This is a genomic window from uncultured Marixanthomonas sp., assembly GCF_963974425.1.
In the GTDB taxonomy this organism is placed as follows: domain Bacteria; phylum Bacteroidota; class Bacteroidia; order Flavobacteriales; family Flavobacteriaceae; genus Marixanthomonas.
Genome location: NZ_CAXBCK010000033.1, coordinates 18,664 through 43,773 on the forward strand (window position 1 = coordinate 18,664; position 25,110 = coordinate 43,773).

The window sequence follows — 25,110 nt, forward strand, 5'->3', positions numbered from 1 at the left end:
GAACGTCTAAGGTATAAATTCCTTCTCAAGTTTACTATCTTTATAGTATGAAATTACTCCTTACTAACATACAGCAACTACTGCAAACCCGTGAAAATCCGCCACAAAAAGTAAGCGGAACAGAGATGAACCATTTACCCAGTATTAATAATGCTTGGGTGCTTATTAAAGATGGTATCATTTCAGATTATGGCGAAATGAAGAATATTCCAAATGTGGAAGGTTTTAAACCCATAGATTGCACCGGTAAAATCGTAATGCCCGCTTGGTGCGATTCGCATACGCATATTGTCTATGCTGGAAACCGTGAGCAGGAATTTGTTGATAGAATTAAAGGATTATCCTATCAGGAAATTGCTGAAAAAGGCGGCGGAATTGTCAATAGCGCTAAAAAGTTACAGGAAACTTCAGAAAAAGAACTCTATAAACAATCTGCCCAACGATTGGAAGAAGTGATGAAACTAGGAACGGCAGCTATTGAAATTAAAAGTGGTTACGGACTTACCACCGAAGCGGAATCTAAAATGCTTCGCGTTGCCAAAAAACTAGAGAAAAACTATCCGGTTACGGTGAAAACGACCTTTTTAGGTGCTCACGCTGTACCCACTGAATATAAAGAGAAGAAAACGGAATATATCGATTTAATTTGCAATGAGATGCTCCCGAAAATTGCTGAAGAAAAATTAGCAGACTATGTAGACGTGTTTTGCGAAGACGGTTACTTTTCAGTAGCAGAAACAGAACGTATCCTTAAGGAAGCTCAAAAATATAAACTCACCCCTAAAATTCACGTCAACCAATTTAACGCTATTGGTGGTATTGCCGCGGGTGTAAAATACAACGCTTTAAGCGTAGACCACCTAGAAGTATTGACCGACGAAGACATTGAAGCTTTAAAAGGCAGTGAAACAATGCCAGTGGCACTTCCCCCCTGCTCCTATTTTTTAAGTATTTCTTATACGCCTGGAAGAAAATTAATCGATGCTGGGTTACCACTTGCTTTGGCAACTGACTACAATCCAGGTTCTACGCCTAGCGGAAACATGAATTTTGTAGTTTCTACAGCTTGTATAAAAATGCGCTTAACACCAGAAGAAGCAATTAACGCCGCTACAATCAACGGTGCATATGCCATGGGAATTAGCGATACACATGGGAGCATTACCAAAGGAAAAGTTGCGAGCCTTATTATAACAAAAGCGGTTCCTTCGTATGGGTATTTGCCATATTCCTTTGGGAGTAATTTAATCGATTCAGTAATCATAAAAGGAGAGCTTGTATAATGGATTTCGTTCGATTTTATTCTGAAAAAGAGCTTTCAAAACTAACGAGCTCGAGAGCTGGAGAAGAAAAAATGGGAGCTGCTGTAAAAACTGTTACCAATTGGGAAGAATTAAAAAACACCCAATCAAAATACGTTTTATTAGGTATTCCTGAAGATATTGGTGTACGGGCTAACCACGGAAAGCCAGGTGCTCGAGATGCTTGGGTGGTGGCTTTACAATCGTTTTGTAATATTCAAAATAATTTACTTACTAAAGCCGAAAACGTAATTATTCTAGGCGAAATAGATTGTAAAACCCAAATGGAACAGGCGGAAACAATTTCTGAAGACAATCCGCATTATTATGAAAAGTTAGGGGAGTTAGTAACTCAAATTGATGATAAAGTTTCAGAAACCATCAAACGCATTATTCAAGCAAACAAAGTTCCAATTATTATTGGGGGCGGTCATAATAATAGCTTCGGAAATTTAAAAGGAGTTTCTCAAGCTATCGGCAAAGGAATTAACTGCGTAAATTTTGATGCGCACACAGATTTTCGAGCTTTGGAACACCGCCATAGTGGAAATGGATTTTCCTATGCTTTTGAAAAAGGCTTTTTAAACAAATATTCTATATTCGGGATTCATAGAAATTATACCTCAAAGGTTGTTTTTGAAACGATGGATGCCAATCCAGAAAGAATTCAATATTCCATTTTTGAAGATATTGCCATTTCAGAAAAAACATCATTTTTAAAAGCACTTCAACATACTGACGAATTTCTACATACCGAAACTGACTATTTTGGTATTGAATTAGATTTGGATGCTATCGAAAACATAGGAAGTAGCGCAATGACACCGAGCGGCTTTACGGTAACCGAAGCTAGAAAGTTCCTTGCTTACTTTTCAAAAAAACAGAACTGCAAGTATATTCATATTTGCGAAGGATCACCGGCTTTTTCAAGTAGTTCGGGACAATTAGGGAAAACGATTTCTTATTTAATATCAGACTGTATCGCTTCATGAAAATTACACCCTACGAGCCGCAATATGCTCAAGACTTTTACGACCTAAATGTAGAATGGCTGGAAACCTTCTTTTATGTTGAGGATTTTGACCGCGAAGTACTAAGTAATCCAGAAAAATACATTTTAAATCCTGGCGGATATATCTTTTTCGCCATTGAAAATAATACCGTTTTAGGGACAGTTGCTCTTTTAAAAAAGGAAGAAAACGCTTTCGAGCTAACCAAAATGGCAGTTTTACCAAATCAACGAGGCAGAAAAATTGGTCAAAAGCTCATGCAGTATTGCATTGATTTTGCTAAAGAAAATAACTTTAAGAAACTCTTTTTGTACTCCAATACCAAACTAGAAAATGCTATCTATATTTATAGAAAGTTTGGGTTTATAGAAGTAGAACAAGAACTTAACGTGCCATATGAGCGGAGTGATATAAAGATGGTCTTTCCACTTTAAAGTTTTACTTGTTCTTCTCCTCAATCCATTTGGACATAAACTTGGTGCTTTGTGCCGTGTGATGCTGTAAAATTTGCCCAAAGAAATTTTTCTTTCTGTGTGTTTCTGATGAGTTTAGAAGAGTTTGAATTCTTTCAATAAAATTATTCTCAAAAAGATTTTTATTTAATCGGTTATTGAGTGTTTCAAAACCTTGATGCTGTTTTTCTAACCAAACTTTATCATCTGTATAAAGTGTGATCGCTCTATTAATAAAATCAGTCCAATTATCTATCCCATTATTAGTTGTAGAAACATCGTAAATCCCTTCGGCTCCTATATTTGTAGTTACGAACGGCGTTCCGCATTGCATAGCGTCGATCAGTTTCCCTTTTAAACCAGCACCAAATCGTATTGGCGCTAAACACACTCGTGCTTTTTGCATTACAGTATGACTATCTGCTGCCCAACCTTTAATAATAAAACCTTCTTTCTCGTTATGCAATTCTTGTATCTGCTGCGGGGCGTAGGCTCCGTAAATATATAATTCAGCTTTTGGAAGTTGTGCTTTAATATGAGGCCAGATCTCTTTTTTTAAAACTTTTACTGAATCTATATTAGGCGCATGCAGTAAATTGCCGATGGTGATAAAGTGATTTCGTTCCTTAAAAGTTGGTAAACTTTTAATTTGTTTTTCTGAAGTGGGAGAAAGCAAAAAAGGCAAATAAAACAATATGTCTTCTGGAATAGCAAAGGTGTTTTGTAATAGCTTCATTTCAACTTCTGAAATAATAAGTGACACATCACACCGCCAAATACTTGCTAATTCTCTTTTTGCCGTTCCGGTAAACAAATTAGCTTTTTCAACAGGTTTGTTTTGTTTTACAGCTGTTTCGCGTGCTTTCCTGAGAAAATGTAGGTCTTCTGTGTCTAATACTTTTAGTGCTTCGGGACATATTTCACTAACGCGCCAGCCAAATTGTTCTTCAGTTATAAACCGATCAAAAAGCACAATAGTTGGGTTTTCTTTCCGAAGAAATTCATCAAAAGAAAGATTATTAAGTTGAATTGTTTTTGAAGAAACTCCTAAGTTTTCCAAATCCACAGATTTATCACTAACACTCGCAGTGCTTGCAAAGGTTATAGTGTAATTATCTGCTAAGAAAAGCTGAATAAGCTGAAGCATTCTAGAGCCTGCCGCTGTGGTAGACGGTTCAGGAAAGGTATGACCTATGATGAGTAGATTTTTCAAGCTTAGTTATAAACCAAATTAAAACTAATAAATTGCCAAATTACAGAAGCTAAAATAGTTGCGCTAATAAACAGCGTCATTAACACCACTATTTTTCTATTAGATCGCCAATTAATAATGTTTAATATAATTTGTAATACTAAAGCGATTGCTTGCGACAACAAAAAGGTATTACCAAATTGCCATTCGGGGTTATTTTGTTTTAGTAAAAACGTAATAATCATTACGATTATCAATATCACTGTAAAAGCTGTCACCGTCCATTTAGGAAATCTAAACCTCTTATTCATACCATAAAGATACTATTTGTAAGTTTTCTTTCCAATTGTGAGGTAAAAGTGTGGTAGCTATAAATTTTTAATATCCAGTTGAGCTGTCCTAACAATCTTAGCACTATCCGTTTGCGTCCAAGCAAAGAATAATTTGTTAGCTACTTTTGCCATTTGAGGGAAGCCGCTAGCACGCTCGGCGCTAGTTTTCGAAACAATAATTGGGTCTCCAATTTCTCCTGAAACAGCTACTTTTCTAACTTTAATCACCTCTTCTTCACCATTGGGCTCCATCCAAATAATAGCAGCTTCTTTTTCTGAAATCATCTCCACCTCTACTCTACCGGTTGCATTTTTAGTATCAACTCTAATAGAATTTCCGAAGTTTTCTCCATTATCCTCTGAAAAAGCTATTTGCACTTTCCCTTCTCCTCCCACAGCAGTAAACCAACCAACCGCAACTGAATTTTCAAGCGCTGCAATGGAAGGCCCATTTACAGGACAACCCGGAATTTCCCAATTATCATTCCCAATAGTTTGAAATGGTAACGGTTTTCCGTTTTCAAAACGTATTACTGAAATATCTCGTATTTCGTTTTTGCTTCTATCGCGATAAGCAACAATTGGTCCTTTATTACTCATTGCGGAAGAAGTTCCGCAGCAATCACATACTCGATTATCTAACTCTATACTTTTAGTGATCTCTCCTTGAAAGTTGATGGACGCGCTTCTCAATGTCATTGCGCCTGCTTTATTATGGGAATCTTGGCTATTATGACCTCCTCCACTAGTATTACGCCCATCTAACCACGTTACAAAAAAGCCACTATCGGTCGGAGTCATCGAAACAAAACCGTGTTCGCTTTTGGTGCCATCATCGTGGAGCAAAAAATCTCGTTTGTTTTTTGTTACTTCGAAAGAATGAATATTTAATTTAATATCGTAGGTGTAAGTGCCTTCTGCCGATTTTTGAAGATGGTTTATTAAAATAGTTCCCTTATTTTCTGCTATAACTGGAAAATCTGCCCAATTTACAAACCAATTATTTCCAGAGCTCACCTTTATAGGACGTTGCCAAGTTTCATCTTTATACTCTGAATAATATAAAGTTGAAAGACTATCGGTTTGCGTAACGTATGATAAAAATAAAGAAGCTCCATTACTAAACAAGCGCGGTAATGAACTGTTTGAAGGAGTAGGATTAGAGATTGTTTGTACTTTTTCAGTTTCTATTTTAGAAGTTTCAGACTCATTTTTTGTTTCATTTTTACAAGAAATAAAAGTGAGCAAAAACACTAGAAAAGAAAACCTCATAATCCTATTAATTGTTTACCACTTCTCCGTACAAATCAAAATCTTCTGCAGCGGTAATCTTTACGTTAAAAAACTCACCCGTTCTTAAATAACCTTCTTCTGCATTTACTAAAACTTCGTTATCTACATCTGGGCTGTCAAATTCGGTACGGCCCACAAAGTAACTACCTTCTTTTCTATCAATTAGCACACGGAATTCTTTCCCAATTTTCTGCTGATTCAATTCCCAAGAAATCTGTGACTGAATAGCCATAATCTCATTGGCACGCTCCATTTTTACGTCTTCGGGCACATCATCTTCTAGATTAAAAGCGTGTGTGTTTTCTTCGTGAGAATACGTAAAACAACCTAAACGTTCAAAGCGCATTTCTTCTACCCAGTTTTTAAGTAATTGAAAATCTTCTTCAGTCTCACCTGGATATCCAACTATTAGTGTTGTACGGATAGCCATATTAGGAACATACTTTCTGAAATCTTTTAAAAGATTGGTGGTTTTTTCATAGGTGGTTCCGCGACGCATTGATTTTAAAATATGATCAGAAATATGCTGTAATGGAATATCAATATAATCACATATTTTTGGTTCTTCTCGCATGACATCCAATACATCCATTGGGAAGCCCGTTGGAAATGCATAATGCAATCTGATCCACTCGATACCTTCAACCTTTGCTAAGTTTTTAAGTAATTCGGCTAGGTTTCGTTTTTTATACAGATCAAGACCGTAATAAGTAAGGTCTTGTGCGATAAGAATTAATTCTTTTACACCGTTTGCGGCTAGCTTTTCAGCTTCCGTTACTAAATCTTCAATAGGTGTACTTTTATGTTTTCCTCTCATTAACGGAATGGCACAAAATGAACACGGACGATCACAACCTTCAGCTATTTTTAAATAAGCGTAGTTTTTTGGGGTAGTCGTTAATCGCTCGCCTATGAGCTCGTGCTTATAATCAGCACCTAACGCTTTTAATAAACCGGGTAATTCTGTTGTCCCGAAGTATTGATCTACATCAGGAATTTCTTTTTGAAGATCGGGTTTGTAGCGTTCAGAAAGGCAACCGGTAACAAAAACCTTATCGACTGTTCCTTCTTCTTTTTTCTGAACGTATTCTAATATCGTATTTACACTTTCTTCCTTTGCATTTGCAATAAAGCCACACGTATTAATTACTACTACATTTCCTTCCTCTTCATGAACAACCTCTTTATTATTGGCACGTAACTGTCCCATTAACACTTCGCTGTCGTAAACATTTTTAGAACAGCCTAAGGTTACTACATTAATCTTGTTTTTCTTCAGTGATTTTGTGCGCATTCTCTAAGTATAAATAATTAAGTAAGAAATAGAAAGGGTTTTAACTCTCTATATTTTTGTTGTACTACCGCTATTGTCGTATTTCTAAGTCAATAATTGCAGTTGTAAGCTATGTTTAAAATTATAATTGTTTTATCATATACAAATTTGTCCATGACTCGTCATGAAATTTGAATTGACCAGTAACTTCTGTCTGTATTTCAAAGCCTTCATTTTTATATAATCGTACTGCGTTTTCGTTCCATCCAAATGCTCGTAAATCAACTTTATCAACAGCTGCTTTGCTTTGAATTTCTTGAATCATTAGCCTGACAATATTTTTTCCCAAACCTTTTCCTCTATAGTTTTTATCTCCGATTAAAATTCTTGATAACCGAGGATATTCGTTTTGAAAGTTTAACTCACAATGACCAATAGCTTTTCCACTTTCAATATCTACTATTTTTTTGGGTTCAAGTCCTTTTTTATTAACGTAATCTTCAAGTTGTTTTGTTTTTAAAGGGTATGAAAAAATAGGTCCCGCAAATTGAATTAACGCTCTTTCGGAATCAATCCAATTTATTAGTCTTTGGAAATCTTCTTTTATAAAAGGCTCAAGTTTAATCAATCTAGTCTCCTTTATTATTTAAAAAACGAATCTACAAACTCAAATTTGTTGAAAACCTGAAGGTCTTCCATTCCTTCTCCAACACCAATGTATTTAACTGGAATTTTAAATTGATCGCTTATACCGATTACAACCCCGCCCTTTGCAGTTCCGTCTAGTTTGGTAACCGCGAGTGAAGTAACTTCGGTTGCATTGGTAAATTGCTTAGCTTGTTCAAAAGCATTTTGACCGGTTGAACCATCTAAAACCAAAAGAACGTCGTGAGGTGCATCTGGAATAACCTTTTGCATCACACGTTTTACTTTTGAAAGCTCGTTCATAAGGTTTACCTTATTGTGCAGACGTCCCGCCGTATCAATAATTACAACATCGGCATCTTGTTTTACAGCACTTTGCAGACTGTCAAACGCTACACTGGCAGGATCACTACCCATGCTTTGTTTTACAATAGGAACATCGGTACGGTCTGCCCAAATTTGTAATTGGTCTATGGCAGCTGCTCTAAAGGTATCGGCGGCTCCCAAAACTACTTTTTTACCTGCTTTTTTAAATTGATAGGCTAGTTTACCAATAGTGGTTGTTTTCCCTACGCCATTTACACCCACCACCATAATTACATGTGGCCCGGAACGTTCAGGCACTTCAAATTCGGTTGCATTACCAGAATCAATTTCGCTTAATAGTCCTGCAATTTCCTCACGGAGAATTTGATTTAACTCATCTGTACCTAAATATTTATCTTTAGAAACACGCTCTTCAATACGCTCAATAACTTTTAAAGTGGTATTTACACCTACGTCGCTAGTTACAAGTATTTCTTCTAGGTTATCAAGTACGTCATCATCTACTTTGCTTTTACCAGCAACAGCTTTGGACAATTTATCGAAAAAGGAGGTTTTAGATTTTTCTAATCCTTTATCTAAAGTTTCCTTTTTTTCTTTTGAAAATATTTTTTTAAAAAGGCTCATAGTTTTGTTAGTTAAGCACGGTTTTGCGTGAGGGATTGAGTACGCTACCGTGTAGCGACGAAAGCCCGACCCGATTTAGGGGCACGCCCATATCCTGCAAAGATAATAGTTTAAAAATACAAAAAGCCACCTTCGTAAAAAAGTGGCTTTCTGTATAGTATTGTATATTGGTTATTTTTTGTTTAACCAATCGTTTACTTCATCTGGAGACATAATAGACTCTACAAAAGTATACGCTCCTGTTTTTTCTGACTTTACCATTTTAATGGCTTTACTTAGTCGCTTAGATCCTGTTTGTAATGTTGCTACTGATTTCTTTGCCATAACTAGTTATTTTATCTCCTTGTGAACAGTCATCTTTTTAAGGATAGGGTTGAATTTTTTCAACTCTAATCTGTCCGGAGTGTTTTTCTTGTTTTTAGTGCTAATGTAACGAGACGTCCCAGGTTTACCTGTTGCTTTGTGCTCTGTACATTCTAAAATTACTTGTACTCTATTTCCTTTTTTAGCCATTGTTACCGACTTTATACGTTATTGCAATTATTTGTTAAGGAAGCCTTTTTCGCGAGCTTCTTTAACTACTGCATAAATCCCTTTTTTATTGATGTCTTTTAACGCTGAAGTAGATACTTTAAGTGTTAACCACTGATCTTCTTCAGGAATGTAAAAGCGTTTTTTAACCAAATTCACATTAAACTTGCGTTTGGTTTTGTTCATCGCGTGGGATACGTTGTTCCCAACCATTGCTCTTTTGCCCGTAAGCTCACAAACTCTTGACATTACCTTATTGTTTATAGTTATTTTTAAACAGGCTGCAAATTTAAATAAATTTATCGGTATGCACAATAAAAGATATTTAGTTTTTTAAAATTTCTTTTAAAAGCATTTCGAAAGCCTTGTTTGTGGCTTTTATAATAACGCGTTCGCGGTTATTACCAAAGCTAAATTTTTGAGAAACAACTCCTTTTGGAGAAACGATTGCAACAAACACTGTTCCTACTTCATCCTTGCCATCGCCCTTTGTTGGCCCTGCAATACCAGTGGTTGCGACAGCATAATCTGTTTTAAAAAGCCTTGCTACTTGGATTGCCATTGCTTCTACCACCGGAGCACTTACCACGGTATGCTTATCTATCAGTTTTTGATTTACACCTAATACTGAAACTTTCTGTGCAGTTTCATAAGGCACTACACTTCCTTTTAAATAAGCAGAGGCTCCAGGAATAGCCGTAATTTCTTTTACAATAGATCCGCCTGTGCAACTTTCGGCCAAACTTAGGCTTTGTTTTCTTTGGTTTAATAAAGAAGCTACCCGTTGCACAATATTGGTTTCATCTTCAAAACCTACGGCAATATCATCTAATAGCTTATTGAGTTTTTCCATTTGCTCGTCTACAGATTTCTGAAGAAACTCCTTATCCATTCCTTTAGAAGACAATCGTAAACGCACTCTACCTAAAGATGGCAAATATGCTAACTTTATATCTTTGGGCAAGTTATTTTCCCAGTCTTCTATTCGTTCTGCTACTGCACTTTCGCCCATGCCATAGGTTAATAATGTTTTATGATATATGTGCGGGCGATTGTATTTTTTAATAATTCGCGGAAATACTTCTTCCGTAAGAATATGTTTCATTTCATAAGGCACACCTGGCATAGAAACAAACACGGTTTTATCTTTTTCCATCCAGATTCCAGGAGCGGTTCCGTTTGGGTTTTGAAGCACCTCAGCTTTTGAAGGAACCATCGCCTGTTTTAAGTTTGCAGGTAACGGTTCTTGTTTTATATACTTTGCGAAGATTTCTTTTATATTCTGAAGTACTTCAACATTCTCTAGTAAAGTGTCTTCAAAGTATTCGCAGAAGGTCTCTTTGGTAATATCATCTTTAGTGGGACCTAACCCGCCTGTAACTATAACTAGATCTACTCTTTGTTTAGCATCTTCAAGTGCGTTAAGAATATGCTGACGCTCATCTTGAATGGAGGTTATTTGATATACTTGAACCCCAATTTGATTAAGTTGTTTACTAATATAAGCAGAGTTGGTGTCTACTATTTGCCCGATGAGTATCTCATCACCAATGGTAATTATTTCTGCTAACATCTATAGTTGGAAATCTTCTTGAAGTTCTTCTATAACAGCTTTTACTGTTGTAACTACATGTAACAACTTTTGATCTATAGCACTTTGTTTTTTTGAAGTTTTAGTCCAAGACTCTATAGCCAATACTTCTTTATTTACTTCAACGCCAAACATTTCAAAATTTGGCTTCATTTTATGAGCAAATTGGTACGCTAATTCTTTATTATCATTCTCTATCGCTTCTTGCAACGCGTGAAGGTCTGGTGGTATTTCTTCTAAGAATGTTTGAGCTACAACGGCCATAAAATCCTCATCGCCACCAGCAACTTCTTTAATTTTTTCTTTGGAATAATGTCTACTCATCTATTTAACTTTTATGGAGAAAACCTCCTTATCTTCGATATACCCTTTTAATTTATCGTCAGGATCAACTTTTGCAACGCCTGCAGGGGTTCCTGTAAAGATAACATCTCCTATTTTTAATGTAAAGTATTTTGAAATATATTCAATCAACTCATCAATCTTCCACAACATTAATTTTGTAGAAGTTTTTTGAATTATTTCACCGTTTTTTTCTAAACTAAAATTAATATCATCTACACTTTTAAACGTATCTTTTGGCAGAAAAGTACCTATTACTGCTGCCCCATCAAATGCTTTTGCTTTTTCCCAAGGCAATCCTTTTTCTTTTAAGCTAGCTTGAAGGTCTCGAGCTGTAAAGTCAATGCCCAAACCTATTTCGTCATAATACTTATGAGCAAATTTTCGATCTATATGCTTTCCAATTTTTTTAATCTTAACCAAAATTTCCACTTCATGATGGACGTTTTGAGAAAAATCTGGAATAAAAAATGGCTGCTTTTTTAGTAAAATTGAAGTGTCTGGTTTCAAAAATAAAACAGGATCTTCGGGTTTTTCGTTTTTAAGCTCTTCTATATGGTCCGTGTAGTTTCGACCTACGCAAATAATCTTCATACTGAACTTATAACTTGTTGTTCAATTGGCTTAATTTAATGCGGGTCAACACCTTTTTAGTGTATAATGGAAAGTCTGCATTAATTAACCAACCAAAATAACCGGGTTCTTTTTCAATAATATCAGTTACTTTTTTGCCTCTATGTTTTCCGAAACTAAAGATTTCTTCGCCTTGTTTATTATACCCTACAAAACCTGCAAAATCTGCGTAGTTTTTGTGCGCACTGAAGGTAGAAAGAAAGTTGATGTCGTTTTCCACGTCTTCATATCTATCTAATTGTGCTTTTAACACCTCATATGTTGCGTTGGTATCCGCCTCGGCGCTGTGGGCATCGGTTAGGTCTTTATCGCAATAAAACTTGAAAGCGGCCTCTAAGGTTCGTTTTTCTTTTTTATGAAAAATAGTCTGTACATCTACCGCTTTTGCTTTTTTAAGATCGAAATCTACTTCGGCTCTTAATAATTCTTCAGCGAGCAATGGTATATCAAACCGATTACTATTATAACCTCCCAAATCGCTATCCTTCATTAAATCCTGCACTTTATGCGCCAACTCTTTAAAAGTAGGCTCATTTTCTACCATTTCATTGGTTATACCGTGAATAGCAGTAGTAGATGGCGGAATAGGCATCTCTGGATTTACGCGCCACGTATGGCTTTCTTTGTTTCCGTTAGGGAATACTTTTAAGATGGAGATTTCAACAATCCTATCTTTGGCCACATTGGTTCCGGTTGTTTCCAAATCGAAAAAACAAATAGGTTTGGTTAGGTTTAATTCCATAGTTTGGTTTTCAGAATTTTAAAAAATGTTTTCTTCAGAAATATCCACTACTGAAAAAAATTAGATGATTAAACTTGGCTTACACCTCTCTATCTGCATTCCATGCTTCTAAGTAATCAGCAACAGCTTTTACAAACTGTCCGCCCAATGCTCCATTTACAACTCTGTGGTCATAACTGTGCGATAAGAACATTTTATAACGAATGCCGATAAAATCGCCGTCTGGTGTTTCGATTACCGCTGGAACTTTACGAATTGCTCCGAGTGCCAAAATACCTACTTGCGGTTGGTTAATGATAGGCGTACCCATAATACTACCAAAAGTTCCTACATTGGTTACTGTGTAGGTTCCTCCTTGAATTTCATCAGGTTTTAATTTGTTTTGACGTGCACGGTTTGCTAAATCGTTCACCGCTTTGCTCATTCCTACCAAGTTAAGTTGGTCTGCATTTTTAATTACTGGCACTATCAAGTTACCATCTGGTAAAGCAGCTGCCATACCAAGGTTTACATTTTTACGTTTTATTATTTTGTCACCATCAACAGCGATGTTCATTAATGGATAGTCCTTTAATGCTTTTGCAACGGCTTCCATAAATATAGGAGTGAACGTTAACTTTTCACCTTCGCGTTTTGCAAAATCACCTTTTACTTTATTTCTCCAGTTCCAAACCTTAGTAACATCACACTCAACAAAAGATTGTACGTGTGCAGAAGTCTGAACGCTGTCTACCATATGCTTCGAAATCATTTTACCCATTCGGGTCATTTCGATCACCTCATCTTCTCCGTTTACTGAAACGGCTGGTTTTTGTTTCGGTGCTGGTGCTGGTGCTGGTTTTGAAGTTGTTGGCTGTTGAGCAGCTTCTTGCTTAGGCTGTGCTTGTTGTTGTCCTCTGTTTTCCACATAAGCTAACATATCGTTTTTAGTAACACGCCCGTCTTTTCCGGTTCCTGAAATAGAATCTAATTCAGATTGAGAAACGCCTTCTTCTTTAGCAATATTTTTAACTAAAGGAGAATAGAAACGGTCGTCACTACTTTCTACTGCAGTTTGTGTTGATTGCTTTGCTACTTCAACCTTCTCTTCAACGGCATCTACCATTTCAGGCTTCGGTTTTGTTTCTACGGCTGAAGATTCTGGTGTACAGCTATCTTCTCCTCCATCACCTTCGGTTTCTATAATAGCAATGGTTTGTCCTACTTGCACCACATCGTCGGTGTCAAACAATTTCTCCACTAAAACACCGTCAACTTCACTGGGGACTTCACTGTCCACTTTGTCTGTTGCGATTTCCAAAACGGCTTCGTCGGACTCAATGGTATCACCCACTTCTTTAAGCCAATTGGTTACGGTTGCTTCTGCAACACTTTCGCCCATTTTAGGTAGTTTCAATTCAAATTTTGCCATAACGTTTTGCAAGTAGTTTTTTTAAATTAACGGTGCAAAATTAATCAAATTTTAATCGTTTTATGTTTCAAAAACCTTAAAATACAAGAACACTGCCTTTTTCGTCGCTTTTATCGCTGCCAATAATAAAATTACAGCCCGATGGACGAATTCTAAATTGGTTGTTTTTATTTTTGAATTTCTTCATCACCATAAATATTTGATGGTATGGCATATAGTCAACATCGAAAATAAACAATGTGTTTGTTAATTCTGTATCCTGAAAAATTGCTTTGGAAGATGATGTTAAGGGAATTTCTATTTTTTCTGAAAGAACTTTTAGCAACTGTAGGTTTTCTGTCAATACAATTGCTTCTTGACTTATAGGAGCTAGTTTTTTTCTTTCTTCAGAAGATGATCCTTTTATTTTTTTAGCCAAAGAAACTCCAAGCTTTACAGAAGCATTCAACAATTGGTTTGAGTTGAAATGTTTTTTATAAAATATTTCCATTGCCCCATAAAATCGATCTAAATATGCAGCATCTTTTTGTGTACTTTCTCCTTTATAATGAAGTGTTTCTGTTGACCCAATATAGTGATTTTTATAGCCTGCCTGTTCAATTTTATAGGAAAGGTCTATATCTTCTCCGTACATAAAATAGTCTTCATCAAAACCACCAACCTGATTATATACATTTCGTTCTAAAAACATAAAAGCCCCCACCAGCACAGAAACAGAACCACTAGCTTCTTCTGAAAGCTTACTTGCATAATATTTTTTGGTAAACCCTAATATTTTTAACAATGAAATAAATGGTGTGGGAATATTTCGTTTACTTTCTGGAAGAAAATTACCCGTCCCATCTAGTAAATAAACACCTATGCCGCCTATTTTTTTAGAAGATTCTAAAATTCCTATACATTTTTCGAAAGCACCTTCAGCGACAGCAGTATCTGGATTTAATATGCACACATATTCTCCTTTCGCGACTTTTACGGCTTGATTGTTTGCTTTACTGAAACCTACATTGTCTTTATTTTCTATTAGTGTGATTTCAGGGAAAAATTCTTTTACCATTTTACAACTGTCATCGGGAGATGCGTTGTCTATTACAATAATTTCTGCTTCAATATTTTTAGTGGCGCGCTGGACACTTATTATGCACTGATGCAAAAAATAGCGCACGTTATAGTTGAGGATTACTACAGAAAGCTTCAAACTTTATTGATTTTTTAAAGACGTTTCAAACGGAATACGATTTACAATACTGCGGCCTAAGGTAACTTCATCTGCATACTCCAATTCGTCTCCTACCGAAATACCACGTGCAATCGTTGTGGTTGTTATTTTATAAGGCTCAATTTGTTTAAAGATATAAAAATTGGTGGTATCACCTTCCATTGTAGAGCTTAAAGCGAAAATAAGTTCTTTTATTTTTCCGTTTTTTACTTTTTCGACCAAGGAGTTTATGTTCAACTCCCCAGGACCAATACCGTCCATGGGAGATATTTTTCCACCTAAAACATGATATTGCCCTTTATACTGACTTGTATTTTCTATCGCCATCACATCACGAATGTCTTCTACCACACAAACAATTTCCTCTACTCGATTTGGGTTTGAGCAAATTTCGCATAATTTACTATCTGAAATATTATGACAATTGGAACAGAAATTAATTTCTTCCCTCATTTTCAATAAGCTTTCTGAAAGTTGCTTGGTTTGGTTTTCAGGTTGTCTCAATAAATGTAACATTAACCGAAGCGCAGTCCGTTTTCCAATTCCTGGAAGTTGAGACACTTCGTTTACTGCGTTTTCCAATAATTTTGAAGAAAAATCCATGAGGGTGTAAGATAAAAAAATGCTTCAGAAATATAACATTCCTGAAGCATTATTAAAGATTATATTACTATTTAATTTTTAATAAATTTCTTGGTTACAGTACCTGCTTCGGTGTTAATTCTAACAAAATAAACACCATTATTTAAGTTAGAAACACCTACTGAATAATTTCCTGAAATATTTACATTTGGTTGATAAACAACAAGCTTTCCTAATGTATCAAAAATACGAATATCAGCTTCCAAGTTTTGTGAAAGCTTAATATTCAACTCATCATTTACTGGATTAGGATACACACTTACGTTTTCTTCAGAAACTTTATCGTCAACACTCAAAGTTGGAACCTCAACTGGAGATGCCCAAAGACCTCTCCCGTATGTAGCTGCATAAAGCATATCGGTTTCATTGTTAATCTCTAACTCATTAACCTGAACGTTTGGAATGTTGTTACTATAAGGTTGCCATTCAGTAAGGCCGTTATCGATATAATAAATACCGTAATTCATTCCTAAATATAATCCGTCGGCACCGTTATCATCCCAAACTACAGAAAGAGCACTAAAATTAGGAAGGTTATTTAAGTAACTTTCCCAAGTTTCACCTCCATCTTCAGAAACAAACACTTTAGAACTGCTTGTAGTCGCTATTGCTACTTTATCAGGATTTGTTGGATGTATAGCTATGTAATTAACTTGACCTCCAGGGTTTGTTAATTGCTCCCAATTAGTTGCTCCACCATCTATAGTTTTATACATAAGCCCTGATCTGCTCACATAGATTATTTGGTTGTTAGAGGGAGCAATTTTTAAATTATCTAAATTGGCACCAAAACTTTGTGAAATAGAAGACCATGAATTTCCTCTATTGGTAGATTTATAAACGCGGCTATAACCGGAGTATAATGTTGCCGGCACTGTTGGATCTTGCTCAAATGGTGTAACCCAATTACCCGTTCCAGGTTCTGGAATATTCACATATGAATTACCTCCGTTTTCACTTCTATAAAGGTTACCTTGCTGTGTAGTTCCGTATAATCTATTAGGGTTATCAAAGTCGACAAACCCCTCCATACCATCGGCACCTAACCAATCTTTCCATCCTGCTGCCTCTGTATAAACAGACGATCCATTATCTTGAGCTCCTCCTGTTACAACCACATCTTGAGTTTGTGAAATTCCAATCTTATAAAACTGACGAATTCCCAATCCTTCAGAAAGATCAGTAAAAAAGTTAGCGCTAAGTACACCTCCTGGATTTTCAGCCTTATAAAGTCCTCCATCGGTACCTAGATAAAGGGTCGTCCCTATATATTCCATAATATCTATATCGGGATGTGAGTATCCTATATTTTGGCTTGCTGCAAGTCCAGGTTGCCATTCTGAAGTGTTTTCAAAAGTAACACCTCCATCTGTAGATCGCCACGTTAAAATTCCTGCTAAATGTATTTCATCTGCATTAGAAGGGTTTACAGCAATATCCATATCTCTTGGAGCTTGTCCATAATCAGTTTGGTTGTAAGTAAAATATACTCGTTCACCTTCATGGCTTTTTACAAAACTATCACCCGAATCTGTAGAAGTATATAATGCCTCAAAACCGCCATTAGATTCTTCTGCTATATAAATAATTGAAGGGTCATCTGCAGAAACCCCCATCATTTTTGCTCCATTATTAAAACCTCCTAATTCAGTAAATGTCGCCCCTCCATCAGTAGATTTATGAAATCCTGAACCAGTTGCATAAACAACAGAAGGGTCACCTGGCTTAAATTCAACATCATAACCAAATGAATCTGAAGTTACTTGTATCCAATTAGCACCTCCATCGGTTGTTCTATATATTCCCGCGTTCTGTGAAGATGCAAAAATGATATCACTATCTGTAGGATGTATCAATATCTTATTCACCGAAGAGTTACTTAAATCTACTAAAAGATTCCAAGTAGCTCCAGCATCGGTAGATTTAAAAATCATACCGCTAGTTGACCCAAAAAAATAGGTGTCAGAATCTGCAGGATCGATTGCTATTGCATACACACTCAAGTTTGTAAAATAATCACTTAAAGGAGTCCAGTCCTGACCGCCGTTAGTAGTTTTCCACACTCCACCAGTATTAGCACCTACAATAATATGACTATTATCTGCTTGATCAACCGATATAGAAGTGACACGTCCTACCCCTGGGTTCCATCCAGAAGTTGCACTCCAGCTTGTTGGTCCCAATTCAGTCCAATTATCATCTAAAACCTCTCTAGAAGCTGCGGTACTATTTAAATAAGCATTATGGCGTTCTAGCTCTTTTATATTTTCAGTAGCTGAAGTTAGATACCCACTTTCATTCTGAAGACGCAAAGCATTGTATTCCCAACGCTTAAATTGTTTGTAACCACTTCCTCTACCTTTATCCTTGCCCGCAAAATAGGCTTCGGCACTATCGATAACAACCTGTACTTTATAAGTACCGGCATCAATCATTTTTAAATATTCCTGAGAAAAAGAAGTGTTTGCTACAAACGCAAAAACAGCAAAGAGTAAAATTTTAAGACGCATAGGTTCAATAAGTTAAATGATAAAAAATTCTTTTTTTTTAAAAGTGCCTAAATATACTCAAAAATAAAGTTTTCAACCTCGTTAAACTTTGTATTTTTGAATCATTCTTATTTTAAGTCAATAACTTTATGCAGCCATTACACATTCTTTTATTAATTGGTGGATATTTTGGGGTTTTAATGCTTATTTCATATTTCACAGGAAAAAATGATAGCAATGATGCTTTTTTTAAAGCAGAAGGAAAATCACCGTGGTACATTGTTGCATTCGGAATGGTTGGCGCATCACTCTCTGGAGTCACTTTTATCTCGGTTCCTGGTTGGGTGAAAGATTCGCAATTTAGCTACATGCAAGTAGTGCTGGGTTATTTAGTGGGCTACTTTGTAATTACATTCATATTACTGCCCATTTATTATAGAATGAATGTAACTTCCATTTATCAATATTTAAACAATCGCTTCGGAAATGTTAGTTATAAAACAGGAGCCTTTTTCTTCTTTGTTTCCCGTGTTTTAGGAGCTTCATTTAGATTGTTTTTAGTAGCTACCGTATTACAATATTTTGTTTTTGAAGCATGGAATGTTCCTTTCTTTGTTACTGTAATACTATCAATACTGCTAATTTGGATTTATACCGCCCGTGGCGGAATTAAAACTATAGTTTGGACCGACACCCTACAAACCCTCTTTATGTTAGGCTCTGTAGTTGTAGCCATTTATTTTGTTAAAGATGAATTAAACTGGACCTTTACCGAACTCTTTGCAGCTCCCGAGATTGCTCCTTACACCAAAACATTCTTTATGGATAGTTTTCTGGATAAAGATTATTTCTGGAAATCATTTTTTGGCGGTATGTTCATTACAATCTGTATGACAGGATTGGATCAAGATATGATGCAAAAAAACCTAACCTGTAAAAGTTTGAAAGATGCACAGAAAAATGTATTATCCTATAGTTTAGTTTTTATTCCTGTAAATTTATTATTCCTCTTTTTAGGAGCCCTACTTTTTGTATATGCTGAGCAAAACGGAATAAGTGTTCCTATGCTAGACGGTAAGGAAAAAACAGACCTGTTATTCCCAGAAATTGCATTAAATGGTGGTATGGGATTAGGCCTTAGCATCATTTTTATTTTAGGTTTAATTGCCGCTGCCTATTCTAGTGCAGATAGCGCACTTACCTCATTAACAACCAGTTTTTGTATTGACTTTTTAGGCATTGAACGAAAAGAGGTAAAACATCAAAAAAGCATTCGAAAAAAAGTTCACGTAGGGGTAAGTGTTTTATTGGTTATCGTAATCATTGCATTCAAATATCTTTTAGATAGTAGCGTAATCGATCTATTATTAAAAGCAGCAAGTTATACCTACGGACCACTGCTAGGACTCTTTGCTTTTGGAATATTTACAAAAATCCAAATTAAAGACAAATGGGTTTGGTTAGTTTCAATTATATCTGTTGCCCTCACATTCATTATAGGAAGCATTCCTCCAGAATACATAGGCGGTTATCACTTTAATTATGAATTACTAATAGTGAACGGCGGATTAACCTTTTTAGGTTTAATATTGATTAGACGCCAAAAGGACTAGAGTGCAAGCAATATCAACCTCAATATTATTATTTTTCAATATTTTATAAAACTCGGGGTTTTCAGTTCCTGGGTTGAAGATTACACGGTTTGGTTTCAAGGAAACGATATAGTCGTAATATTCAACTTGCCGTTTTGCATTTAAATATAAGGTAACGGTGTCAATGTTTTCAAAGTTTTCTTTTTCAGTGGTTATTTCTATTCCTGCCACTTCCCCTTCTCTTAAACCCACTGCTTCTACTGGATGATTATTATCTACCAATCGGTTTATGGCAAGGTTTGAATATCGTGAAGGCTTTAAACTAGCGCCTAATACAAGTGTTTTTTTCATAGTTTTCTTTTTCTGAATAAAATATACAATCGGTTTACTTCAACTTTCGCTAAATGTATGTTAAAAAGAAATATTCGTGTAACAATTCGGAAATGACCTCGTCTATTGAGTAGAAATATTTCTGACTTTGTTGTGAAAATTTTTACGTTGATGGTTAGTGTTAATAATAGCAACAAAGTTATAAACCCGAAGCAATTTGCTTCGGGTTTGTTATTTATATGTTAAAATAGATTTTAAAATGAAACGTTCCGTCTTTAAAATAGTCATTAGTGTGAGAGTCTGTTAAACTCTCTGAATCATTTATTTTGAAATAAATTCAAAGAAATTGATTTTTGTTAAGCTAGAAAAGCCTTCCATGTCTCTGGAAGGCTTTTTGTTTTTCTATAAATTTTCAAAAAAAATTACCACCTTATAATCACACTCCCCCAAGTGAAACCACTACCAAAAGCAGCTAATACTACAAGGTCGCCTTTTTTAATCTTCCCAGCTTTATGAGCTTCAGAAAGTGCTATAGGAATAGAGGCTGCCGTCGTATTTCCATATTTTTGAATATTATTAAACACTTGGTCATCACTCAATTTTAATTTCTGCTGAATAAATTGAGAAATACGCAAGTTTGCTTGGTGCGGAATCAACATATCAATATCATCAACCGATAGGCCATTTGCCTCAAGACCTTCGTGAATCACTTCTGTAAAACGGACAATCGCATGTTTAAACACAAATTGACCATTCATATATGGGTAATATGGAATATCTTCTTGCGGATTTTTCGCAATAATTTCAGGGACCCAATATTCAGTACTTGGGCCTTGTAAAGCTAATTCATCTTTATGCTTCCCCTCACTATGTAAATGAGTTGATAGAATTCCACCTTCATTAGTTTCACTTCTAGTAACAACTGCAGCTCCTGCTCCATCGCCAAAGATTACCGAAACACTTCGACCCCGTGTGGTAAAATCGAGTCCGCCACTATGATTTTCACTTCCTATAACTAGGATGTTTTTGTACATCCCGGTTTTTACAAATTGATCGGCTACCGACATAGCGTAGACAAAACCACTACATTGGTTACGTACATCAAGTGCCGGAATGGTTCGCATATTCATCATTTCTTGAACTTCCACACCACCGCCCGGAAAATACATATCGGGGCTCAACGTTGCAAAGACAATCATATCTACATCGTCTGGTGTTAAATTGGCTTCTTCTAAAGCAATGGTAGCAGCTTTAACGCCCATTATCGAAGTAGAATTTCCATCTCCCTTTTTAATGTGCCTTCGCTCTTTTATTCCGGTACGCTCTTGTATCCATGCGTCATTGGTGTCCATCAATTTTGAAAGGTCGTCATTGGTAACAACATTTTCGGGCACATAATGACCAAGCCCTGTTATTTTTGAAGTGTACATATAGTTATAGTATAAACGAAAAGGCAAGATACATATTCAAGCAATGTGAGGGAAATAAATACGCTTCTTATAGTATGCATGCATAGCAAATTGAATGGCTTCCCGTTATATTTTTTAAGTATCTTTTAAAAAAATTTAAATCTTATGAAAAAACTTACTGCATTACTTATTTTTCTACTCATTTCTTCTACTTTTTATGCTCAAGTAGACAAAAACTATCAAAAACCACCTAAAAGCATTCTTAATTTAGTAGAGGCACCACCTGCTCCTTCGGTAATTGTTGATGATAAAGGTGAAAATGTTGTCCTTCTATATAGAGACTCTTATAAATCTATCAACGAGCTTTCTGAAACCGAAATGCGTTTAGGAGGGTTGCGAATTAACCCGAAAACTAATATTGGTAGCCGTACCAACTATTATAATAATATAGAAGTAAAAAATGCGACTGATAAAGAAACGATATCAGTTTCTGGTCTTCCTGAAAATGCCCGGTTATCAAATTTTAGCTGGTCTCCCAATCAAAAAATGATTGCTTTTTTACACACAACTCAAGAAGGTGTAGAAGCCTGGGTGTTAGATATTGATAAAGGATCAGCAAAAAAGTTAACTAATGCAACCGTTAACGCCAATATGGGCGATGTACTAAATTGGTTCAAAGATAGCTCTAGTTTATTGGTAAAAATGCTTCCAGAAAATAGAAAAGAGTTAATCAACACTGCTGAAGCTGTACCAACAGGTCCAACCATTTCAGTTAGTGATGGAGAAAAAGCACAAAACCGTACCTATCAAGATTTATTAAAGAACCCAAATGACGAAGCTAATTTTGAGCAATTAGCACTTTCAGAAATTAAGAAGGTTTCTATGGATGGAGAAATCGCATCGTTTCTTCCAACTGCAATGTACCGAAGTATTAGTTTTTCTCCTAATGGAGACTATCTGTTAGTTTCAGAAGTAAAAAAACCGTTTTCTTATTTAGTGCCTTACTACCGTTTTCCATACAATGAAACTGTGTATGATACCAACGGAGAAGTAATTACAGTAATAAACAAAGTACCATTAGATGAAGTACGTCCTAAAGGATTTATGGCTACGCGTACGGGTAAACGAAACTTTAGCTGGCGAAATGACCAGCCTGCTACTTTATACTGGGTAGAAGCTTTAGACGAAGGAGATCCAGAAAATGAAGTTGATTTTAGAGATGTTGTGTATCAAGTTGAAGCACCTTTCACAGGTAAAGGCCAAGAAATTTTAAAAACTAAAAATAGATTTTCAGGGATTACTTGGGGTGATGATAAAAATGCCATAGCGTACGATTATTGGTGGAATAACCGAAACACCAAAACCTATTTATTTAATCCTTCTGATTTAGGACAAAAACCTGTTATTATTTCAGATAGAAGTTATCAAGATCGATATAGCGATCCAGGTGATTTTGTAACCACCCAGAATAAATTCAACCGTTCTGTATTAGACCTCAATAATCAAACAGCATATTTAATGGGTGATGGATATTCTGAAAAAGGGCAATTTCCTTTTGTAGATGAATTCAATTTAAAAACGCAGAAGACAAAACGTATTTATCAATCAAGCTATACGGACAAAAAAGAGGATTTGTATAATGCGATTGATATGAAAAAAGGAAAGATTTTAGTTAGAATAGAGTCGCAGAATGAATATCCTAATTATTATTTCAGAAATATTAATAAAAAGGAAGATTTAACGCCTGTAACTAGTTTTGAGAATCCTTTTAAAAGTTTACAAAACGTACATAAAGAAGTAATTACATATAAACGTGATGATGGTTTAGAGTTGGAAGGAACACTATATCTTCCAGTTGGTTACGATATGGATGCAAAAGAAAAAAAGCCGATGATTCTTTGGGCTTATCCCCGAGAGTTTAAAGATAAGAGCAGTGCTTCGCAAAATACCACCAACCCGAACGAATTTATCTATCCGTTTTGGGGAAGCCCTATTTATTGGGTAACGCAAGGTTACGTTGTTTTAGACGATGCTGCTTTCCCTATTGTTGGTGAAGGCGATGAAGAGCCTAATGATACATTTAGAACTCAGTTGGTCGATAATGCAAAAGCAGCTATTGATGCTGTGGATGATATGGGTTATATTGATAGAAATCGTGTTGCAGTGGGCGGTCACAGTTATGGTGCTTTTATGGTTGCTAATTTACTAAGTCATAGTGATTTATTTGCTGCCGGAATTGCCAGAAGTGGAGCCTATAACCGTACCTTAACACCATTCGGATTTCAAAGTGAAGAACGCAGCTACTGGGATTCCCCAGAAACCTATTACACCATGTCTCCTTTTATGCACGCGGAAAAAATGAAAACACCGTTGCTACTAATCCACGGACAGGCTGATAATAATTCAGGTACCTACCCACTGCAAAGTGAGCGTTATTTTAATGCCTTAAAAGGGTTAGGAGCGACTGCTCGTTTGGTTATGTTACCAAAAGAAAGTCACGGATATCGTGCTAAAGAAAGCATCTTACATTTGTTATGGGAACAAGACACATGGTTAGACACGTATGTTAAAAACAAAGAGAAATCTGATGATTCTATGAAAAAGAAAGCTGAAGGGAAATAAGTCTCTTCTCCAAATATTAAATAGAAAAGGGTGCAAAGAATGCACCCTTTTTTAAACAACCTAACCAATAAATAATCGGCAACTTTTCTTTTTCATAGCAGTTTTCCAATTATATAATTTAAAGATACAGTATAAATGTTTAATAAAACATAATTTAACTTCAACAGAAAGTTAATGTTTTATTAAATATATTTCCTGTAGTTATTTATTGACACTGAAGCTCCTAAATCATTAAGTAAATTATATAAACCAAAAAAGGTTCTATTTATATAAAGAAAATGCTTAGACCCTCTATTACCATTCATTTTACGCAAGTCTGTATCTTTTGAATACTTATCACTTAAGTCGGCTATTTTTCCGAAGAATACTTCATCTGAAAAATCAAACGTTTCACCATGAAAAGGCTTCGTAAACAAGCTCAGCATTTCGTGAAATAATTCAGAAAAAAACTTTACTTCTTCTGGAGAATCATCGCTTCGTAAAATTTCAAGCTCGTACATCTTTTCCATAAAAACATCTGGGTTATTAATGTTTTCAGGTTTTGCTAGTTCAAAATAAGGCGTGTAAAATTCCTCAGGCACTTTTTTAATGCAACCGAAATCAATTGCAACTAAGTTAGAGTCTTTATCAACCAAAAAGTTTCCAGGATGCGGATCGGCATGTACACTCTTCAATTCGTGCATTTGAAACATATAAAAATCCCACAATGCCTGACCAATTTTATTTGCCTTTTCTTTATCTGTGTTGACTTTAGTAAATTCTGAAAGATGTTTCCCTGTCATCCAATCCATCGTGATGATGCGATCTGTTGAAAGTGCTTCGTAATACTTCGGAAATTTTAAATTAGCAATTTCTGAACACGCTTCAGTTGTAGTTTTGCTTTGAGCAATTTCTAAGTTGTAATCGGTTTCCTCTAGAAGTTTCCCTTCAATTTCCTGAAAATATTTCTCTGAGTCCTTTCCCTTTAAATTGAACATTTTAATAGCAAAAGGTTTTACCAAGGCCAAATCACTACTTATACTGTCTGCCACACCAGGATACTGAATTTTTACGGCAAGGTCTTTACCATCTTTCGTAGCCTTATGCACTTGACCAATGCTAGCTGCAG

25 protein-coding genes are annotated in these 25,110 nt (G+C 35.7%); 5 read left to right on the top strand and 20 right to left on the bottom strand.

Annotated features, from left to right (window positions below):
- Positions 1–47 precede the first annotated feature (47 nt).
- The 3 genes from hutI to AACZ92_RS10685 are packed head-to-tail and all read left to right on the top strand — an operon-like array spanning position 48 to position 2,745.
- Entirely contained in the window at positions 48–1,283 is a 1,236-nt protein-coding gene (hutI, locus tag AACZ92_RS10675) for an imidazolonepropionase (protein ID WP_339700955.1), read from the top strand.
- The gene (locus AACZ92_RS10680) at positions 1,283–2,293 is read left to right on the top strand and encodes a formimidoylglutamase (RefSeq protein ID WP_339700957.1); all 1,011 of its coding nucleotides are present in this window, start codon (positions 1,283–1,285) and stop codon (positions 2,291–2,293) included. The genes hutI and AACZ92_RS10680 overlap by 1 nt, the downstream gene beginning before the upstream one ends.
- On the top strand, positions 2,290–2,745 hold the full coding sequence (locus AACZ92_RS10685) for a GNAT family N-acetyltransferase (RefSeq protein ID WP_339700959.1): 456 nt from the start codon (positions 2,290–2,292) through the stop codon (positions 2,743–2,745). The genes AACZ92_RS10680 and AACZ92_RS10685 overlap by 4 nt, the downstream gene beginning before the upstream one ends.
- A 4-nt stretch (positions 2,746–2,749) precedes the next feature.
- On the opposite strand, the gene AACZ92_RS10690 is transcribed toward AACZ92_RS10685, so the two are convergent.
- The 17 genes from AACZ92_RS10690 to AACZ92_RS10770 form a co-directional block, all read right to left on the bottom strand.
- Entirely contained in the window at positions 2,750–3,976 is a 1,227-nt protein-coding gene (locus AACZ92_RS10690) for a glycosyltransferase (protein WP_339700961.1), read from the bottom strand.
- A 2-nt stretch (positions 3,977–3,978) separates the two neighbouring features.
- On the bottom strand, positions 3,979–4,266 hold the full coding sequence (locus AACZ92_RS10695) for a hypothetical protein (RefSeq protein WP_339700964.1): 288 nt from the start codon (positions 4,264–4,266) through the stop codon (positions 3,979–3,981).
- A gap of 57 nt (positions 4,267–4,323) precedes the next feature.
- Entirely contained in the window at positions 4,324–5,559 is a 1,236-nt protein-coding gene (locus AACZ92_RS10700) for a hypothetical protein (protein ID WP_339700967.1), read from the bottom strand.
- Positions 5,560–5,566: 7 nt separating this feature from the next.
- Positions 5,567–6,874, bottom strand: a complete 1,308-nt coding sequence (gene rimO / locus AACZ92_RS10705; RefSeq protein ID WP_339700970.1) for a 30S ribosomal protein S12 methylthiotransferase RimO — start codon at positions 6,872–6,874, stop codon at positions 5,567–5,569.
- Positions 6,875–6,995: 121 nt separating this feature from the next.
- Complete coding sequence (locus AACZ92_RS10710; protein ID WP_339700973.1) at positions 6,996–7,481, bottom strand: GNAT family protein; 486 nt, start codon at positions 7,479–7,481, stop codon at positions 6,996–6,998.
- 14 nt (positions 7,482–7,495) lie between these two features.
- On the bottom strand, positions 7,496–8,449 hold the full coding sequence (gene ftsY, locus AACZ92_RS10715; RefSeq protein ID WP_339700975.1) for a signal recognition particle-docking protein FtsY: 954 nt from the start codon (positions 8,447–8,449) through the stop codon (positions 7,496–7,498).
- 171 nt (positions 8,450–8,620) lie between these two features.
- A complete protein-coding gene (locus tag AACZ92_RS10720) occupies positions 8,621–8,773 on the bottom strand; it encodes a DUF4295 domain-containing protein (RefSeq protein ID WP_339700977.1) in 153 nt (50 codons plus the stop codon).
- 6 nt (positions 8,774–8,779) lie between these two features.
- Positions 8,780–8,962, bottom strand: coding sequence for a 50S ribosomal protein L33 (gene rpmG / locus AACZ92_RS10725; protein ID WP_117160486.1), 183 nt, complete (start codon positions 8,960–8,962; stop codon positions 8,780–8,782).
- 27 nt (positions 8,963–8,989) lie between these two features.
- A complete protein-coding gene (gene rpmB, locus AACZ92_RS10730) occupies positions 8,990–9,229 on the bottom strand; it encodes a 50S ribosomal protein L28 (protein WP_117160487.1) in 240 nt (79 codons plus the stop codon).
- A 76-nt stretch (positions 9,230–9,305) separates the two neighbouring features.
- Positions 9,306–10,553, bottom strand: coding sequence for a competence/damage-inducible protein A (locus AACZ92_RS10735; protein ID WP_339700981.1), 1,248 nt, complete (start codon positions 10,551–10,553; stop codon positions 9,306–9,308).
- Positions 10,554–10,895 (bottom strand): Hpt domain-containing protein, encoded by a 342-nt coding sequence (locus AACZ92_RS10740; protein ID WP_339700983.1) that lies wholly within the window; start codon positions 10,893–10,895, stop codon positions 10,554–10,556. It abuts the gene before it with no gap.
- Positions 10,896–11,507 carry a fumarylacetoacetate hydrolase family protein gene (locus tag AACZ92_RS10745; RefSeq protein WP_339700985.1) on the bottom strand — a complete coding sequence of 204 codons (612 nt, stop codon included), beginning with the start codon at positions 11,505–11,507 and terminating at the stop codon, positions 10,896–10,898.
- Positions 11,508–11,514: 7 nt separating this feature from the next.
- On the bottom strand, positions 11,515–12,288 hold the full coding sequence (locus AACZ92_RS10750; RefSeq protein WP_339700987.1) for a 3'-5' exonuclease: 774 nt from the start codon (positions 12,286–12,288) through the stop codon (positions 11,515–11,517).
- Positions 12,289–12,367: 79 nt separating this feature from the next.
- Positions 12,368–13,699, bottom strand: coding sequence for a dihydrolipoamide acetyltransferase family protein (locus AACZ92_RS10755; RefSeq protein WP_339700989.1), 1,332 nt, complete (start codon positions 13,697–13,699; stop codon positions 12,368–12,370).
- 76 nt (positions 13,700–13,775) lie between these two features.
- Positions 13,776–14,897 carry a glycosyltransferase family 2 protein gene (locus AACZ92_RS10760; RefSeq protein WP_339700991.1) on the bottom strand — a complete coding sequence of 374 codons (1,122 nt, stop codon included), beginning with the start codon at positions 14,895–14,897 and terminating at the stop codon, positions 13,776–13,778.
- Positions 14,898–14,900: 3 nt separating this feature from the next.
- Complete coding sequence (gene recR, locus AACZ92_RS10765; RefSeq protein ID WP_339700993.1) at positions 14,901–15,521, bottom strand: recombination mediator RecR; 621 nt, start codon at positions 15,519–15,521, stop codon at positions 14,901–14,903.
- A 71-nt stretch (positions 15,522–15,592) separates the two neighbouring features.
- Positions 15,593–18,070 carry a T9SS type A sorting domain-containing protein gene (locus AACZ92_RS10770; protein ID WP_339700995.1) on the bottom strand — a complete coding sequence of 826 codons (2,478 nt, stop codon included), beginning with the start codon at positions 18,068–18,070 and terminating at the stop codon, positions 15,593–15,595.
- 128 nt (positions 18,071–18,198) lie between these two features.
- Here AACZ92_RS10770 and AACZ92_RS10775 point away from each other — a divergent pair, with 128 nt between their 5' ends.
- Positions 18,199–19,662 (top strand): sodium:solute symporter, encoded by a 1,464-nt coding sequence (locus AACZ92_RS10775; RefSeq protein WP_339700997.1) that lies wholly within the window; start codon positions 18,199–18,201, stop codon positions 19,660–19,662.
- On the opposite strand, the gene AACZ92_RS10780 is transcribed toward AACZ92_RS10775, so the two are convergent.
- Positions 19,633–19,992 carry a CoA-binding protein gene (locus AACZ92_RS10780; protein WP_339700999.1) on the bottom strand — a complete coding sequence of 120 codons (360 nt, stop codon included), beginning with the start codon at positions 19,990–19,992 and terminating at the stop codon, positions 19,633–19,635. The two genes, AACZ92_RS10775 and AACZ92_RS10780, sit on opposite strands and share 30 nt — an antisense overlap.
- Before the next feature lie 401 nt (positions 19,993–20,393).
- Positions 20,394–21,401, bottom strand: a complete 1,008-nt coding sequence (locus AACZ92_RS10785) for a beta-ketoacyl-ACP synthase III (RefSeq protein ID WP_339701002.1) — start codon at positions 21,399–21,401, stop codon at positions 20,394–20,396.
- A 144-nt stretch (positions 21,402–21,545) separates the two neighbouring features.
- Here AACZ92_RS10785 and AACZ92_RS10790 point away from each other — a divergent pair, with 144 nt between their 5' ends.
- Complete coding sequence (locus AACZ92_RS10790; RefSeq protein ID WP_339701004.1) at positions 21,546–24,002, top strand: prolyl oligopeptidase family serine peptidase; 2,457 nt, start codon at positions 21,546–21,548, stop codon at positions 24,000–24,002.
- 182 nt (positions 24,003–24,184) lie between these two features.
- Here the strand turns inward: AACZ92_RS10790 and AACZ92_RS10795 are convergent.
- Positions 24,185–25,110, bottom strand: a 926-nt coding sequence (locus AACZ92_RS10795; protein ID WP_339701007.1) for an AarF/UbiB family protein, incomplete at its 5' end; no start/stop codon positions are given.